The organism is Dokdonella sp., from assembly GCF_051958935.1.
In the GTDB taxonomy this organism is placed as follows: domain Bacteria; phylum Pseudomonadota; class Gammaproteobacteria; order Xanthomonadales; family Rhodanobacteraceae; genus Dokdonella_A.
In genome coordinates this window covers 1-16414 of the sequence record NZ_JBQCFP010000056.1, presented here as the reverse complement: position 1 = coordinate 16414, position 16414 = coordinate 1, and the positions used below count along the sequence as shown (strand labels likewise).

General features: G+C 68.1%; 18 protein-coding genes and 1 pseudogene. All 19 read right to left on the bottom strand.

Annotated elements, in window-relative coordinates; all coding sequences use genetic code 11:
* Positions 1-7: 7 nt before the first annotated feature.
* Positions 8-964 (bottom strand): hypothetical protein, encoded by a 957-nt coding sequence (locus ACTHK2_RS05035; RefSeq protein ID WP_440244608.1) that lies wholly within the window; start codon positions 962-964, stop codon positions 8-10.
* A complete protein-coding gene (locus tag ACTHK2_RS05030; protein ID WP_440244607.1) occupies positions 964-2763 on the bottom strand; it encodes a hypothetical protein in 1800 nt (599 codons plus the stop codon). The genes ACTHK2_RS05035 and ACTHK2_RS05030 overlap by 1 nt, the downstream gene beginning before the upstream one ends.
* A 3-nt stretch (positions 2764-2766) precedes the next feature.
* A complete protein-coding gene (locus tag ACTHK2_RS05025; protein ID WP_440244606.1) occupies positions 2767-4701 on the bottom strand; it encodes a hypothetical protein in 1935 nt (644 codons plus the stop codon).
* A gap of 7 nt (positions 4702-4708) precedes the next feature.
* Complete coding sequence (locus tag ACTHK2_RS05020) at positions 4709-5119, bottom strand: hypothetical protein (RefSeq protein ID WP_440244605.1); 411 nt, start codon at positions 5117-5119, stop codon at positions 4709-4711.
* Positions 5116-7092 (bottom strand): hypothetical protein, encoded by a 1977-nt coding sequence (locus ACTHK2_RS05015; protein WP_440244604.1) that lies wholly within the window; start codon positions 7090-7092, stop codon positions 5116-5118. The genes ACTHK2_RS05020 and ACTHK2_RS05015 overlap by 4 nt, the downstream gene beginning before the upstream one ends.
* A gap of 15 nt (positions 7093-7107) precedes the next feature.
* Positions 7108-8901: a phage tail tape measure protein gene (locus ACTHK2_RS05010; protein ID WP_440244603.1), complete on the bottom strand. Its 1794-nt coding sequence runs from the start codon at positions 8899-8901 to the stop codon at positions 7108-7110.
* Position 8902: 1 nt separating this feature from the next.
* Positions 8903-9442 (bottom strand): phage tail protein, encoded by a 540-nt coding sequence (locus ACTHK2_RS05005; protein WP_440244602.1) that lies wholly within the window; start codon positions 9440-9442, stop codon positions 8903-8905.
* Entirely contained in the window at positions 9442-9666 is a 225-nt protein-coding gene (locus ACTHK2_RS05000; protein ID WP_440244601.1) for a hypothetical protein, read from the bottom strand. Before ACTHK2_RS05000 ends, ACTHK2_RS05005 begins: the two co-directional genes overlap by 1 nt.
* Positions 9667-9668: 2 nt before the next feature.
* Positions 9669-10487, bottom strand: coding sequence for a hypothetical protein (locus ACTHK2_RS04995; protein ID WP_440244600.1), 819 nt, complete (start codon positions 10485-10487; stop codon positions 9669-9671).
* A 14-nt stretch (positions 10488-10501) separates the two neighbouring features.
* On the bottom strand, positions 10502-10963 hold the full coding sequence (locus ACTHK2_RS04990) for a hypothetical protein (RefSeq protein ID WP_440244599.1): 462 nt from the start codon (positions 10961-10963) through the stop codon (positions 10502-10504).
* Positions 10956-11291, bottom strand: coding sequence for a hypothetical protein (locus ACTHK2_RS04985; RefSeq protein WP_440244598.1), 336 nt, complete (start codon positions 11289-11291; stop codon positions 10956-10958). Before ACTHK2_RS04985 ends, ACTHK2_RS04990 begins: the two co-directional genes overlap by 8 nt.
* Entirely contained in the window at positions 11288-11806 is a 519-nt protein-coding gene (locus tag ACTHK2_RS04980) for a hypothetical protein (RefSeq protein WP_440244597.1), read from the bottom strand. The genes ACTHK2_RS04985 and ACTHK2_RS04980 overlap by 4 nt, the downstream gene beginning before the upstream one ends.
* Positions 11803-12006: a hypothetical protein gene (locus ACTHK2_RS04975; RefSeq protein ID WP_440244596.1), complete on the bottom strand. Its 204-nt coding sequence runs from the start codon at positions 12004-12006 to the stop codon at positions 11803-11805. Before ACTHK2_RS04975 ends, ACTHK2_RS04980 begins: the two co-directional genes overlap by 4 nt.
* On the bottom strand, positions 12003-12320 hold the full coding sequence (locus tag ACTHK2_RS04970; protein ID WP_440244595.1) for a hypothetical protein: 318 nt from the start codon (positions 12318-12320) through the stop codon (positions 12003-12005). The genes ACTHK2_RS04975 and ACTHK2_RS04970 overlap by 4 nt, the downstream gene beginning before the upstream one ends.
* The gene (locus tag ACTHK2_RS04965; RefSeq protein ID WP_440244594.1) at positions 12317-12745 is read right to left on the bottom strand and encodes a hypothetical protein; all 429 of its coding nucleotides are present in this window, start codon (positions 12743-12745) and stop codon (positions 12317-12319) included. The genes ACTHK2_RS04970 and ACTHK2_RS04965 overlap by 4 nt, the downstream gene beginning before the upstream one ends.
* Positions 12732-13268 (bottom strand): transglycosylase SLT domain-containing protein, encoded by a 537-nt coding sequence (locus ACTHK2_RS04960; RefSeq protein ID WP_440244593.1) that lies wholly within the window; start codon positions 13266-13268, stop codon positions 12732-12734. Before ACTHK2_RS04960 ends, ACTHK2_RS04965 begins: the two co-directional genes overlap by 14 nt.
* Positions 13269-13339: 71 nt before the next feature.
* Entirely contained in the window at positions 13340-13717 is a 378-nt protein-coding gene (locus tag ACTHK2_RS04955) for a capsid cement protein (RefSeq protein WP_440244592.1), read from the bottom strand.
* Between the two features lie 65 nt (positions 13718-13782).
* Positions 13783-16080 (bottom strand): ClpP-like prohead protease/major capsid protein fusion protein, encoded by a 2298-nt coding sequence (locus ACTHK2_RS04950; RefSeq protein WP_440244591.1) that lies wholly within the window; start codon positions 16078-16080, stop codon positions 13783-13785.
* Positions 16077-16414: pseudogene (locus tag ACTHK2_RS04945) on the bottom strand (hypothetical protein); the annotation flags it as partial. The gene ACTHK2_RS04950 and the pseudogene ACTHK2_RS04945, both read right to left, overlap by 4 nt.

The window sequence follows — 16414 nt, the reverse complement described above, 5'->3', positions numbered from 1 at the left end:
GGCTGGCTCACCATGCCAATGCGGCTTCGATCGCGACGCGACCTGGGTTACCACTCGCAGCGACACCCCCGAGTTTCAGTACGCTTCCTGCGGGCAAGCCGGAGGCACCGGGAATGTCGGTGAACACGGCCGTGCCGGTCAGGTTATTGAGCGCGAAGTACAGGCCACGCAGACGCCCGCGAATCGAGCTCTCGGCGGCGATCAGAGCCGGGAAGAACGATCGCTCGTTCGACCCCGGCGATCCATCGGCCATCATGTTTCCACCGCCTGTGATGCCGCTTGGGCCAAGCTGCAGCAGCCCCGCGCGAATAGCTGTTCCAGTCCCGGCATACCCTTGAGGCAACCAGAGCCCGTTGTTCGAGCCAGGCGTGGCGAACGATGCTTGAGGAGTAAATGCGCTCTGGCTCCCGGTCGCGCTGTTGACGGCGGTACCAGCGAGGCAAAAGAAGCGCGCTGGGTCGCTGGCGACATCGCTGGCGAAATCGCCGCCTCCATAGACGGCTACTTCGTTCGCGGAGGACGCGTTCGATACGATCATCATGTACCACGTGAGCTCGTCAGCGACGATGGCCCACGCGCGCGCCGTCGAATCGGCCGTCGAGCTCTTGCGGAGGACGCCGCCGCCGGTGATCTGCGCCGCGGTCGGGGTGATGCCGACGCCCGTGTCGACGTCGGTCATGGAGAAGTAGCACGTGATGAACGCTTCGCGCGCGGCGCCGGCGCCGGGCGGGTTGTCGTCGATGCGACAGAGCATGCCGGTGCCGCCGGCGGCGACGCTGTTCTTCAGCGCGACCTTGTTGGTGCCGGTGAACGGCGCCGTCCAGCCTGCCGACGCCTTCGATCCGTAGGCGACGCCGGCGGTGCCCACGAGGCACGTCTGCAGCGCGGATGACAGCGTGCCCACCTGCCCGGTGACGACCGGCGCGCCGGAGTCCGTCGAAAGGTACACCCGTGTCGTCGTCATCAGTGCGCGTTCCCGTAGACGTTGATCCGCACCGCGTCGTTGGCGACCGCGATCTCGCCGGGCGTCACCACGCGCGCGAGCCACGGCGGCCGCGTTGCGCTGATCGTGTTGAAGCGCACAGTGTTGTCCGCCGCCCAGCCGCCGCCCCATCCATCCTTGTCGATGAAGAAGTAGGGCTTGCCGACCGGATCGTCGTCGGTGATCGTGACCGGGTTGGTCGGCGCGAGGTCATCGCTGATCGACGCCCCGGTGACGATCTGGCCGACCTTCTCGCCGATGACGTCGAACGATGTGGGCGAGCGGAACCGGATCTTCCACCGTTCGTCGATCGTCGCGTCATTGGTGACGAGGATCGGGTAGGTCGTGTCGTTGTAGGTGCCGGCCGCCTCGCTGCCGCTGACCGTGTCCGACCAGGTGCCGGCCGAGTAGGTCTGCTGGTCGAACAGGGTCGTGTAGCGCGCCTGCGTGTCCTGATAGAGCACCGCGCTGCTGAGGATCGCGCCGTCCGGGTAGTCGTGCGTGACGCCGGTCGCGAGCGTCACCTGCCCGCCGATCTCGACGTCAGCGATGAGCGCGACGTCCTGGATGCGATCGCGGATCGTGACCGGCATCGTGTACGCGCTGAGGTTGAGCGGGTTCGCCCAGGTCACGGTGCCCGCATCCATGTCGATCGTGTACCAGGCCGAGTTGATCGGCGTGCGGTCGGCGTCGAGGACCTCGATGAAGCTGATCCGCTCGCGGCCGAGGTTCGTCGTCGATCCGGCGACCGGCGATGCCACCGTGGTGAGCTGCGTGTGCGACACGACGCCGATGCCGCCCGGGTTGAACCCCGGCACGCGACCATCGCTCGGCAGGCGTACCGGATCGATGCCGATGAGGTCGGGGTCGACCGGTACCGCGTGGTACACCACCGTGCCGAAGAAGATCGACGAGGGGTCGACCGGCGTCGGCCTGAAGATGTTGCCCGATCCGTCGACGAGGTCCGCGTCGTACCACGCCTCGCTCTCGTTGCCAGCGGCCGTGACCATCTCGCCGAACGCGACACGCACGAGGCCGGTGTCCCAGTCGATCTTGCCCTTGATGCGATCGCCGGTGATGTTGCCGTTGACGTCCGTCGTCGCCGTGAGCTCTTCGCCGTGCATCGTTGTCGCGCGCAGCGTGAAGCTGCCGATGCGCACCGGCGCGCCGGGCGTGTGGAACATCGCGCCGTTGACGCCCGCTTCGTTGTAGAGCGTGGCGAGCGACAGGATGGTGACGGTGTTGCCGCCGCTCGAGGCGTAGTCCGACACCTGCGCGACATTGGTGAGGTAGTCGTAGTTGCCGGCGAGAGTGCCCGCGTTCGTCACCGGATCCACGCTGTGGTACAGCGCGCCGGCGCGATCGACGTAGGTGCGGCCCCGGAACGTGAAGCGCACGGAGCCCGGCACCGCCGGGCCTTCCGCACCGGCGCCGAAGTAGAACTGCAGGGGCGGCGCGTTGATGCCCTCGGTGATCGACGTGACGCTGGCGCCGGCCTCGAGGTAGTCGATGATGAGTGCCTGCCCGGCCTGGAACGTGTACGTCGGCGCGAGCGGCGCGCTGACCGTCTCCGGGTAGCCGACCTGCGAATCGCCGGGCGCCGGCGTGCCGAATCCGGTATCCGTCGGCAACTGGCCGGGAATGAAACGGATCGGCGTCCAGTGCATCTGCTGGCCGCTGCTCGCGCTGTTGTCCGGCGGTCGCGAGTTGAAGGGCGCGAGGGCGCCGCCGGGGCTGGTGTAGCTCGGCTGGGTGTTGTCGCGATTGATGACGTCGTTCATGGGTTACTGCACCTGCAGGACGATGGCGCCAGTGGTGAGGTTGTTGGTGTTGGTGCCGCTCAGCGCGTAGTTGAATCCGCCGCTGCCGTTGTCGGTGACGACGTAATTGCGGATCCACGCCTGCCCGCCGTTCGGGTTGGGCGCCTGGATGGACCAGCGCGCAACGATGGAGCGCGCCTTGACCGGCGCGTGCGCGAGCGTGACGGACACGCTGCCGCCGGATGGCGAGGGCGTGAACACCTCGCTGTGCCGCTTGCTCGGGTCGACGTAGTCGTAGCTCGGGTGGTACTGCGTCAGCGCGTCCGCCGGCGACGACGTCGTGAACTCGGCGATGCCCGCGGTGTGATCGATCACGCCGGTCGCGTCGCCCGAGATCGTGCCCGCCGAATTCGCCGACGCGGACTTGCTGACCCCGCCGGAGGTCCACGCCAGCGACCAGGTGCCCGGGTCGATGCCGGCGTGCCCCATGACCAGCCGCACGGACGGGTTTGGCACCGTGATCTCGCCGCTGCTGTTGCGGCCGCGGATCGCGATGCCCCACGACACGATGATTGCGGAATCGACGTCGGGCAGCGCGCCCAGCGTGAGCGCGAGCGAGCCGGTGGCGTATGTGATCGACCCGCTGCCCTCGCCCGCGTTGCCGACGACCTGACCGCGGCCGGTGTCGCTTAGGCGGTGCCACTTGCCGAGCGCGAGGTAGTCGACCGTGACGGTGCCCGGCGCGGGCTGGCCGTCCAGCTGGAACACGTAGCTGATGTTGCGCGTGGCCGCCGTGATCGTCTGCGCGCGCGTGTAGGACTGCGCGACCACGGCGCCGGCCGGCGTCGCCGTGGCGGACACGGAGCCACTGAAGCCGACGTCGCGCGCGATACCGAACGAGCCGACGGCATAGTCGGCGGTGCCAGACCACCCGGTATCCAGCGGGTTCACCGCCACCACGTTGCCGTGGCCATCGTCGCGCAGCGCGACGCTGCCCACGGTGATGCTGAGCGACCCGGGTGCGTAGCTCGTGCCGAAGTAGCGCGTGACCTCGACGCCGGCCGCGCCGCTCATCGTGGCCGAGTACGTGAGCGAGTTCGCCGCGCCGGAGGGCACATAGGCGAGCGTGCCGAGGCCGGCGAGCTGGTCGACCATGGGCGTCTCCGCTTGGGTCGCCGGCACGGCCGGGATGTACGGCGAACCGATCTGGATGACCGTGTCGCCGGTCTGCGGCGCCACGGTGCACGCCTTGAAGCCGTAGTACTGCGCCGAGTCGGACACCTGCGTGAAGCGCACCAGCGTCGGCGACGGCTCGGCCGGCTTCGCGTAGCGCTCGGGATCCTGCTTGCCTTCGAACGTCTGCACCAGCGGCGTCGTGATGCTCATGATGATAACGTCGCGCTGGAAGTCGCCGCTGCCGTCGGTGAAGGTCTGCGTGGTGCGACTCTCGATCTTGCGCACGGCGACGAACTGCTGCGCCGCCGGGAAGCCGACCGCTTCCACCGACAGGCACAGCACGTCACCGATGTCTGGCGACGGGATCTCGCCGCGGCAGTACACCTGCACCATCTGCGAGCCGGCGAAGTGGTCGCCGTACAGCGTGTAGGGCGACTTCACGCCGACGACGCGGTAGCTCTCGTAGTAGTTGCGCGCGTCGGCGCGGCTGCTGCCCGGCGCGTTGTAGCCGATGAGCAGCACCGTCACGTTGTCGTTCTGCGGCAGATCAGTGAGGAACACGAACGGCTTGAGCAGCGGGTCGGTGTTCGCGGTGTCGATCTGCAGGTAGATCAGCCGCAGCGAGACATTGCCGATGATGCCGTCCGCGTCGGAGAGGTCGGAGAACACGTTGTTCGTCTGGCCGTCGACGACCTCGACAGCGGACATGCGTCCGCCGCCGTCGTCGAAGTCGGTCATGCGCGCGCTCTGGCGGAATTTGAGGTCGGTCGCGGTAATGGACATGTCGTCGTCAAACCATGATGAGTCGGATGGTCGGGAAGTAGAGGTCGTCGTCGGCCGGCGGCAGGATGTGCTTGAGCGGCTCGGCCGAAACGGCCGGGCCATCACTGCGGCGGAACATTACGGAGAACGTGCGGCCGTCGCTGAGCGCGAGCGTGTAGACGGCGCCGGCCGTCGCGGCGAGCGAGCGCACCGCCTCGATCTGCGCGCGCGTCATCGCGCCGAACGCGGTGTTGCCGCTCTCGCGCTTTCCCTGCAGCGTCACCTTGCGGCCGGTCTGCTGCGCACTCGCCTGCACGATCACCGCGCCGGTGATCGTCACGGTTTCCTGCTGGCCGACCAGGTCGGAGCCGTCGTCGTACTCGTCGACCCACTGCAGGTCTTCGCTGAGCTCGAGCGGCCCGAGGGTGATGTCGCTCATCGCACGGGCCCTCCCGGCCGGAAGCCTTGCGGGATGTTCGCGGCGGCCGCACGGATCTGGCGCATCATTTCCGGCAGGAGAGCGCGCGCGAGACGTTCGATGGCTGCGGAGTCTCCGGGGTTGATCGAGCCGAGCTGCGTGCCGTTGAGCGTGATTTCGAGCTGCGACTTCGCAGGCGTGGTCGGCAGCTGCGGCGACGGGGCCCCGCTGGTCGGATCCGTGCCGCCCCCCTTCCCTTCCTTCGCTGCCGCGGCCGCGCGCGCCGCCGCGTCGTCCGCAGCCTTCTTCGCCGCCGCGGCCTGCTCCTTGATCTGGTCCATCTTGAGCTTGTGCAGCTTGGTCGCCTCGGCCACGAGGTCGGCGTACTCGCGCGAGTTGAGAATTCCTTTCTCCTGCGCCTGCTGGCGCAGCTGCTCGAGCTGCGCCTGGAAGCGCAGGTTCTCCGCCTTCGCGTCGTCGCCCTGCTGCTGCGCGATCTGCTGGCGAATGTCGTTGGCCATCGCGGCGAACTGCTGGCGCGCGGAGAGCGCCTCGTTCGCGATCTGCCGGGTCTTCGCGGCGACGCTCTCCAGCGCCGAGGCCAGCGGCGAGAGATCCGACGCGCCGAGCAGGCTCAGCTGGCTCTCGCCGTTGCGTGCGGCCGCGGCCTGCGCTTCGAACGACTTCGCGAGCGCCTCGGCGCCGCCGGCGAGCGTTGCCTGGGCGGCGAGCGCGGACGCGCTCATGTTCTGGTACTGCGCGGTGAGCTCGGCGACGCGCGCCTTCTGCTCTTCGATTTCCGCCTTGGTCTGCGCGGAGGCGCGGCTGATCGCGTCGCCGAGGCGCGCGAGGCCGATGACATCCGCCTCGACGAGCGGATTCAGCGAGACGCCGAACTCGCTGATCGACTTCGTCAGCTCCTGGAAGCGCAGCGCGGCGGAGTGCGAGGTCTCCTCGAACTTTGACGTCCAGCCCGTGTAGATGCCGGCGAGCTGCGCGAAGCCATCGGAGATTTCCTTCGCTGCTTCCCTGCCCTGCTCGCCGACGGACTTGACGGCCTCGCCGGTGCGCTGCGCCTGCTGCTCGAGCTCACGCGCACCGGACGCCGATTTGCTGAAGTCCGGCGATACCTTGATTTCGGAAAGGCCGAGCATCGCGCGCTTCACCTCGAGCGCGGCCTTGACCTCCTGCTGCTTCCATGCGTCGCTGTTCTTGACGGCTTCGAGTTGCTTCTGCGCGTATCCTTCGAAGGCCGCGCGAACGTCCTCGATTGTTGCCTTACCGCTCTGGAACAAGGAGAAGACAGAATCAAGGGCGTTCGCAGCGTCGGCCGCATTCTTTGCGAGATCGGCTTGGGACGTTACGCCGAGTTTGTGAAGCGCGGCATCCAGCGTGTCAGCTCCAGTACTTGCCTCGGTAGCGCGCTCCTTCAGAGCGTGTAGCCTTGCGTTGGCCTGATCCAGCGCCGCTGCGGCACGCTGCAATTCCTGCGTGTTGGACTGACTCGATCGAGCGAGACGATCGAAGTTTGCCCGGGCCGCGTTCGCTTCGCGTTGTGCGTCCTCGGTCCGTTTCGCAAGGTCCGCCATGGCCTTTCCGGCCTGCTCGGCGCCGCCAATGACGTTGGCGAACGTGCCTGGAGGAACGTCGAATCGCTGAAGCGCTTTGCGCGTCGACTCGACTCCGGCAAGCACGTTGGAGAACGACGCGTGCACTCGTGCCGCTGCTGCACCAACGGCAGCAAGGCTGGCTGAGGCGGGGCCGCTCACGCCCGCGATGCCTTCGAGGTTTCCGACGAGCTTTTCGCTGTTCAACCGGAGCGCATCGACACCGTTCTTTGACGCGTCGATCGCGGAGTCGCGAATCGCGATCATCGCGCTGGTGTACGCGCTCTCGCTCCCTTTGACCTTGTCGATCGTCTGGCCAATGACGACGCCGAGCTCGGCCGCCGCAGCAACGGCGCCAGAGATCAGCACCTTTGCGCCATCGAACACGACGGCGATGGCGCGCTAGAGCGTGCCGAGGACGCTGGCGATGACGTTGATCGCGTCCGAAACGCCTTTCAGGTTGTCCTTGAACTCGGCGACCGACGCGGAGGCATCCGACAGTGCGGCCTTCGCGCCATTGATGAAGGCCGTCCAGTCGATGCCGCGCAGGAGGTTGTCCAGCGCCTCGACGCCATTGCGCGCGAGGTCGCCGATCTGGCGCCGCAACTCGTCGAACGCAGGCGACTTGGCGAAGTCGTTGAGCCGCAACGCCAACTGCTGCAGCTCCACCTTGAGCGGCTCGAGCACGGGCTTGGCGAGCTGCGCGCCGATGGTGTCGATCGCGCGGGTGAAGTCGCCCCATGCGCCGTTGAGCGTGTCGCCGATCGCCTTGTCGAGCTCCGCGGCGGCGCCGTTGACGTTATCCAGCTGCGTACGGAACTGCGCGAGGCCCTGCACGCCCTGCTGCTGGATGAACAGCACCACCTTGCGCGTGCTGTCGTCGAGGCCGAGCAGTGCTTTCTTGCCGCGCTCGCCGGAACTCGCGAGCGTGGTGATGGCCTTGTCGAAGTCGCCGGTGCCGTCGCCGAGCGCGAACAGCTCTTGCCGCAGGTTGCTGGCCGGGTCTTTCAGGTCCCGGAAGATCGAGGCGAGGCCCTTGGTCGCATCGGCCGCGGAGAGGCCGTTGCGCGTCATGAAGCCGAGGATGCCGACCGTGTCCTTGAACGACAGGTTGAGATCGCGCGCGAGCGGCGCGAGCTTCTGGATGCCGTCCGCAAGGCCGGCAATGCCGTCCTTCGATCCCTTGCTCGCGGTGACCAGGATGTCGACGTACTTGGCCGCATCCGCCGCGGTGCCGCCGAACTGCGACAGCGCGCCATCCACCAGCGCCGCGGCCTGTGCGACGTCGATCTGCGCCGTCTTGGCCAGCAGCAGCGTAGGAACCAGCGCCTGCAGGGCTTCGTCCGCACTGCGGCCTTGCGCCACGAGTGCCGCCATGCCGGCGGCCGCCATGTTCGCGCTGACGCCCGCTTGCGCGGCCGCATCGTCGATGCCCGCTTCGAAACCGGCGAGCGACTGCTGCGCCTCGCCGGCGAGCGCGCGCACGCGCACGAGCGTCTCTTCGAGGTTGGCCGCTTCCTTGAAGCTGTCCGCGCCGAACTCGATCGCCTTGAGAGCACCGGCTGCGGCGCCCGCCAACGCGACGGTCTTGCCGAGGTTGTCGCGCAGCTCGCCGAGCAGCGTGCCGCTCTTCTTCGATTCGTCGCCGAGGTGCTTGGCACCGTCGCCGGCATTCTTCAGGCCCTTGCCCGCCTCCTGGGACGCCGCTGCCGTCGCGCGGATCTTGTCGGCGACGCCGTCTGCCTTGTCGCGCAGGTCCTGGTTGGCTTTCGCAAGGTCGCTCGTGTCGACGCCCGCCTTCGCGAGACCGCCGAGCACGCGCTGAAGCGCAACGTCCTGCTTCTGGTACTGCTCGGTCAGTCGCGCGACCTCGGCATCGGTCGCCTTGAAGGCTTTGCGCACTTCATCGGATGAGGCCCCGGCCTTGCCGATCGACTCGGACAACGCCCGCGCGCGTTCTTGAGCCGCCTGGAACTGGCTCTGCAGGTCTTGCAGCTCGGCTTTGAGGCTGATCGCTTGGCGAACGGCGCTGAGCTTCCTCTGTACTTCCGTGAGCTCGTCGACGAATGCCGACAGCTCGGCGCTCGCCTCGCCGCCGGCATCCCCCGCCTCGAGCATTACCTTGACGGCCGCAGCGATATCCTCGCTGCCGGTGACTTCGAAGACGAATCGGATGATCTCGTCGCGAGATGCCATATCAGTTCTTCTTCGTTCCCTTAGCAAGGCGGTCCATTTCCGACGCGCCGATACCCTGTGCGTAGTCGGCCAGCCGCTCGCGCCGCGCGGCGTTACGGAGCATCTGCGCGATGCTCGGGCCGTAGAGGGTGCGCAGGGGAAACCGCTTCTTCGTCTCACGTTCGACGATCTGGCGATTGCCGTGGAGCAGCGTGGCGATGAACGTGCCGCCGTAGACCGACGCACCTTCGCTGTTTCGCACCGTCGCGACTGCGCCTTCGGTCTTGCGACCGCCCCATCGCCCGCCGAAGTTGATGAGGCCGATGCCGCGCTTCTGGCCGACGAGCTCGACGTAGCCATCGCCGCGGCGCGCGGAGAGGTACGACGAAATGCGCCGGGCCGGCAGGTTGTATTCCGCCTGGATGTCGCGTCGCGCTTCGACCGGCAGGCGCCGCAGCAACGTGCTGACGGCGCGGCTCACGAGCACGTCCGCCGAACGGCCCACGCCGCGAAGCGCCTCCGCCTGGCGCTGGTACCCGGTGATGTCGACGATGCGCGGCATCAGGACGCCCGCCCGTGAACCGGAACGAGCGCACCGGCGCCGGCGTAGCGCCGGATGCGGCTGGCCGTGGCCTCGTCGCACTCGATGATGTCGCCGACGCGGTAGGCGCGAGCGCCGTGCTGGTGCACCACCGTGAAGCGGTATTCGACGAGCGAGCGCGCAGAAGCCGCCGGCGGCTGTTCGGCCGCCGGCGAGTCGTTGCGCGAGAGGCGCGGCCGGCGCACGGTCAGGCGGTTTCGCTGTAAACCGTGAAGCGATACGGCGCGGGCGCGCCGTCCGGTACGAGCGCCGTGCCCTTCAGCGTCGGCTGCAGCGGTTCGGTCGACATCCAGTCGATATCGCCATCGACGCCGAGGTTGACCTGGAACACCTCGAGCAGGCCCTGCTCGCCGGACTTCCGATCCTCCATGTCACCCACGATGATGTACGGCTTGGTGGGCGTGGCGCCACCGAGGATCGTGGTGGTCTTGACGGCCTCGTAGCTGTAGCTGTTGAGGATCGCGTCGCCGACATCGATCGTCGCGCCGACGGTGCCGGCGGACAGGATCATGATCGTGCCGGTGCGCAGGTCGAGCTTGTAGTCGGTGCCTGCCACGAGATCCACCGGAGAACCCCCGGACGTGGTGAAAGACGGCGCCGGGCTTGCCTTGAGGAAGCGGTGCGGCAGCGGGATCGGCACGTCCAGCGCGGTGATGGTGAAGCTCGCATCCGACACGGAGCCGGTGACGATGTCCGCATTCGCCGCCTCGCCGAACAGCATGCGCGCGAGGATCGGCGTCGGCGTTTCGAGCAGCTTGACCGATACCTCGGTCGTGCCGGGCAGCTGGTCCTTGACGAACGGCTGGTTGTAGCGGCCCCCGCGACGCTTGCTGAGGATCGTGGTCTCGTCGCCCGCGGTGTACGAGAACGACAGCGAGTCCGTTTCGATCGGCTGGTTGCCGAACGCGTCGGTGGGCTCGGGGATCACCGGCGTCTTCGTGCCGGCGAACTCGCCTTCCCAGAGACGAAAGTCACCGGCGAACTGGCGGGCTTTGGGGGTGGCCATGGTGATTCTCCACTTCAGGTCGCGGGCAAGGGGGTTTCGCTCAGCGAGGCCCGCGCCTCGACCTGAGCGATCACGAGGTTGGAGCCGTCCGCGGGCGCGTCCGTGATGGACGAGCTCGTCACGACGATCTCCGTGAAACCGAGCGCCTTCCCGCGCAGGTTGGTGAGCAGGCAGCGCACGATGTCCGCGCGACCGCGGTGCGCGACGAGTTCCGCGCTCTCGGTACCGAACGGGATCGCGTACTGCACGACGATGGTCATGTCGCTCGCGAGCTGGCGCTTGCCGCTGCTGGCCTCGCGCGTCCTGATGTCGTCCGCCACGACGACGACGAAGGGTTCCGCGGCGTCGTACTTTTGCGAGCGGTCGAAGTAGCGCTTCGCCGTGCCGAGGTCGGTGTGATAGCCGGCGTCGACGCTGATCGCATCGAGCAACGTGCCGACGTCCTGCAGGGCCTGCCAGCTGAGCGGCTCAGACATGGCGCACCACCCAGTACTGCAGCGAGCCGTCGTTTCCGTCGGTCTCATCGATGGCGCGCAGCTCATACGTTGCGCCGCCCGCCGCCGTGAGACGGCCGAACTGCTGCACGGCGCCGTCGGCGAGCAGCAAACCGATGACGTCGCGCGGTGCGTTGGTGCGCCCGTCGGCGCCGATCTGCTGCCGACCCGGGTTGACGAAACAGCGGCGATCGCCGGCGCTCGTCGTGGCACCCACGGCAGGTGGCGCGTACGCGAGCACGTCCGCCATGCCGCGCGCAGCGAAAGCGGCGTGCAGGCGCGCATCCATGCCCGGAATGGCCGCGTTCATCGCACGCACTCCGTGCCGACCAGGCGAAGGCCGCGATCGGCGCAGACGAGCGCGCGCAGCCCGTCTACCTGCGCGTCGCAGGTGTCGGCGCTTCGAACAATTCGCGTCGCACTTCCTGCCCGGTCTGCGAGGGCTGCATCAGGCTCGGCGGCGGCGGCGCCAGCTGCGGGCACGGCGGTGGCGGACGGACATTGCCACCGGGGTTGCAGCCGCACAGAGCCAGCGAGAAGGTGAGCAAGCAAAGCATCGGCAATCGTGTTCGCATCGGCTTTCCCTTTTTCGTATTGGCCGGCGGCCTTGGCCGCGGCGACGATGGATTTGAGTTCCTCGGTGCGTGCGGCCGATTCCGCCGCCGTGCGCGCATCGGCGAGCTCGCGCTCGAACGTGGCGACGGCGCCCTGCGCCCAGGCGAGGCGCAGCGTCTGCACGCCGGCGAACGCACTGACGGCGGCGAGCGCGCCAAGCAGCAGCCAGAGCGCATACGTGGTGAACCAGGCCTTGAGCGTGGCGATCACGGCGACACCTCGAAGCTGTTGCGGAAGATGCCGTCGGCGTCGGTGTCGACCCACTCGATGAGCAGGTGACCACCGGTGTACCACTGGACCGCGAGATGGCCTGCCGTCTCGCGCGGGCCGTCGTAGGTGTGCTCGAAGATGAGCACGTCGGGCGGCGGGAAGGCGGCGAGTGCCGCGGCAATCGCGAGGGCGCGGATCATTTCGGCTCCTGGCCGAGTGCGCGGATTTGCGACTCGAGGCTGGCGACGCGGCGCTTGAGCGCGGCGACTTCGTCCTGTGCGGCCACGCGCAGCGAGCGCTCTTCCTCGAGCTTGCGGCGGTAGGCTTCGATGTCGTCCTCGACGGCCTTGAGGCGCGCGGAGAGCGTCTCGATGATGTCGGTGCGCGCGCTCTCGCCGGCCGCGTCCGCGCGCGCCGCGAAGAGCCCGGGAATGAGCTTGCTCGCGCCGTAGATGATCACGGCGGCGCCGATGCCGTACTTGCCGATGAGGTCGGTGAAGCCCTGCTCCATCACGCGGACTCCCGGTCGGATTGCGTCAGGTCGGTGCGCAGGGCCACCCAGATGGAGCCGAGCGCGAGCACGGCTTCGCCGACCAGATCCGGCGAGAGGCCGCCGACGAGCGCGATGGTGGCGCTGACGTAGCCGACCCAGAGCGCGCACGTGCAAGCGTTGATGAAGCGCGTGAGCCCGATGCGCACGTTGCGGTCGAGCACGCGCCACAGGAGCACCGCACCGTTGCCGCCGAAGACCAGCGACCACTGCCACGCCTGCGAGCCCTGCAGGCGCGCGTACGGGCGAACCCAGCTGGCGCCATCGGTGGATGCCAGCAGCGATAGCGCGAAGAGCAGGCTCGCCAGCGCGAGCGCCACGCGCATCGGGATCGTGTTGCCGTAGCGCAGCGACATCCACAGCTGCGAGAGGCCGCTACCGGCTCGCATGGTCGTCTCCGTCGTAGGAAAGCAGCTGGTCGTACCAGCGCTGGATGTTCTCGACGTAGCCGCGCGTCTCGGCGGCATTCGCATCGCCGGTCACTTCGTGCAGGCGCGCGATGATGTCGGCATACCCGATGGCACCGCCGGCGCGATTCTGCGCACGCATGACGTTGCCGATGCCGGCGTTGTAGCTCGCCTGAGCGAGGCGGCGGCGATCATCCTCGCTGCGGTCCGCGCGCCAGATGGAGCGCAGCTTGGCCATGTACCAGGCGGCCGCCTCGATCGACCAGTACGGATCGAACGGCGTCGCCGTCTTCGGGATCCCGGGCACATTGACGAGCATGTCGTCCCACGTCGGATCCATGAACTGCGGCAGACCCTTCGCCCCGACGCGGCTGACCGCGTTGGGGTTGAACTTCGACTCCTGGAAAATCTGCGCCTTGAGCCACCGCCAGTCCCATGCGCCCAGGTGACGACGCATCGCGGCGGCGATCATGGCGTCGTAGGGCGTGGTCTGGTCGATGTTCAAGGCGCAGGTTCCTTCCGTGGTCGTTACGGGAGAGCGCAGGCCGTCGGCGACGACGATCCAGCCAAGTCGCGTCAGGTGACGGTGGTGTTGCCCGGCGTGAGCTTGATCACGCCAGTGGTGTCGGAACTGCCGGCGACGAGCCAGGCGACGGCCGCACCCGTGATGTCGCCGGTGGCCGGCGTCGCGCCCGAGTAGTCGAACTTGCTGACGCTGACGTCCCAGATGAGCTTTTCGCCCTGGGCCCATGCGTGACCGGTGGCCTTCGGGACGTCACGAACGACGCCTTCGACGGCGACGCTGCCGACGGCGCCGTTTGCGATCGCGACGAGAGCGATGCCGATGCAGTTCTTGAGAGCGACGATGGCGCCAGCGGCGACATCGGAACCCGTGCCGTTGGTCCACGGCATGACGCTGCCGGGGCCGCCTTCGTGGACGATGTTCTTGGACATTGCTTCGAGTCCTTCTGTCGTGAGCCGGGAGCGCGACGGCCATTCACGCCGCCGCGCGTTGCGCGTTACTGGCCGGGGTTCTTGACGATGCCGCGCCAGCCCACGGCGGCGACGCCGTAGCGGTGCACCACCTTCCATGCGAGCGCGTCGGTGTTGAACTCGCTCTGCTGCTCGAGCGTCGGCGTCTGCACGCCGTCGAGGAACGCGACCTCGAATACCGGCTCGATGTTGGGATCGGCGAGTGCGTACCAGACCGTATCGGCGAGCCGCGGCGAGTCGATGACGTCGCGGAACAGGCCGCGCACGACGTTCGGCACCTGGAACTTGTTGCTGACGGTGACGTCGTACTGCGCCTCGTTGACCGTGCGGGCAACGCTGCCGAGCGAGGTCGGACCCAGCCAGATGGCCGGCGTCAGATCGAGGTAGTCGTTGTTGCCGACGTCCATCTGCTTGGACATCTGCTGGCGCGCGGCGTCGACCGAGGTGTTCGTCGGTGCAGCGCCGGTGCCGGCGATGTTGCCGTGCGAGCTGTGGAACAGCGGATTGCCGTCGCTCATCGTCGGGCCGTTGCCGCTGTTCAGCCCGAACATGGCGTAGACGTCCTTCTCGATCGTGCGGCCCGCCGCCTGCGACAGGGCGATCGTCGGACGCGAGATCGCACCGATGTCGTCGTTGACGAGGATCTCCGGCGTGATGCGCAGGATGCGACCCTTGCGCTTGCCCTGGATCGTTTCCTTGGCGCCGTCGCCGAGCACGCCGCTCTCGTATTCACCGTGCTCGTTGACTTCCTTGAGGTCGGAGAACGACGAGAGGTGGTAGCGGTTGTGCGGGCGGTAGTCGGAGAGCGTGCCCGTCGCGCAGAACCGGTTCCACGTGAACGACGCCAGCGCGTAGGCGTTGAGCAGCATCTTGTGGAGCACGTTCTCGAGCAGGATCGGGAAGTCGCTCGTCGTCTGAGCGGCGAGAACGCGGCGCGCGATCTCGTCGCGACCCATCTGCCGCGTGTTGACGCCGGCGCGGATCAGGGCCTGTTCGGCCATGTCGATGAGCGTGGCGCCGATGAACGGGTTGCCCTGGCGCAGGCGATCGGATTCCTCGCGCGAGACCGAGCCCGAGCGCGCGAGGATGATGTTGACGCAGGCCTCGCGCGTGCGATCCACTTGGTCGGCGCCGGCTTCGACGCGGAAGCCGCCGATCGGCTGTGCCGCTGCGGCGGTGACCTGCAGCAACCGCTGCTGCGCGGCCTGCACCGTCATCTGCGGATCGGCGAGGCACTCGTTCTCGAGCTGCGGCACACCGTTGATGCCGCGGAACGCCGCGAAGACGCCGCGGATCTGCGTGTTGCGCTCGCCGAGTGCCGCGAGAACGCTGGTGACCACGCTCGGATCGACGGCCGGCGCCGCCGACGGCGCCGCGGCAGGAGCGGCTGCGGCTGCGGCTGCGACGGGAGCGGTTGGCGTGTTCGGCGTGGGATCGGCGGCGGGGGCCGGGTTCGGCGCGCTCGCAGCACCCGCTGCGTTCGCCATGATGCGGGAGAACTGTTTACGCATGGACTCGTCCTCGATGTGAGCCATCACGGCTCGCTGTGAAACCGCGGTGAGCGCGGCAAAGATGTGCGGCTTGGCCGCGGCCTGGATGCGGCCGCGCAGCGCCGTGGCGACCGCCATCGGCGCCGACGCGATCGCGCCGACGTAGGCGAGCAGCGCCGCGGCCGCGAGATCGCTCTCGATGAGCGGGGTCGCTTCGTCGTCCTGCAGCAGGGTGTCGGCGAAGCCGGCCGCAACGGCCTGCTCGGCCGTGTACCAGTGATCGCGGCCATCGCCGAGTAGCGTGCGCAACTCATCGACGCTCTTGCCGGACTTCGCCGCGTACGCGGCGAGCATCGCTTCGTTGTAGACGTCGAGCTGGGTCGCGGTGTCCCGCAGATCGTTCGCGTTGCCGCTCGCGTTGGGCGTCCACGGCATGTGCAGCATCATCGTCGACGTCGGCGGCATCTGGACTTCATCGCCCGCCATGGCGATGAGGCTGGCGATGCTGGCGGCGACGCCGTCGACGGTGACGACGATGCGCGCGCCGTGCTGCTTGAGTGCGTTGTAGATGGCGAGGCCTTCCGAGGCATCGCCGCCGTCGCTGTTGATGCGCACGCGGATCGTGGTCGCACTGAGATACGACAGCTGCGCCACGATCGACTGCGCGCTGACGCCATTCCAGTAGGCCTCGCCGATCATGCCGTAGATCAGGAGTTCGGCCTCGCCACCGGCGAGGGCCCGCACTTCGATGCGCGAGGGGCGATCGACGGCGCGCGGCGGTTCATACACGAGCGAGGCGGCCGCCATGGCCAGGATGAGCGCGGTGCGCTTCATGCTTCGGTCTCCAGTTCGGTGGGGTCGGCCGGTGTCGGTGGCGCGGACGGCGCCGGCTTGGTACCTGCGGACGCGGTGGGGATGCCCCACTGGCGCTTGCGCGCGAGCCAGGCGGATTGCTGGTCGAGTACGTCGCGCGGATTCGCACCGCGGCGCCGGATGATTTCCGGGCCCGACATGTAGGCGTTCTCTTCCATCGTGGCCATGGCGATCGCTTCCTTCTCAGGATCGATCCACGGCATCTGCGGCGGCAGGTGCAGTGCGTCGGCGATGGCATCGATATGGACGGGCACCTTGCGGCGCGGGATCTTGATCTTTCCCGCCGCCACGGCGG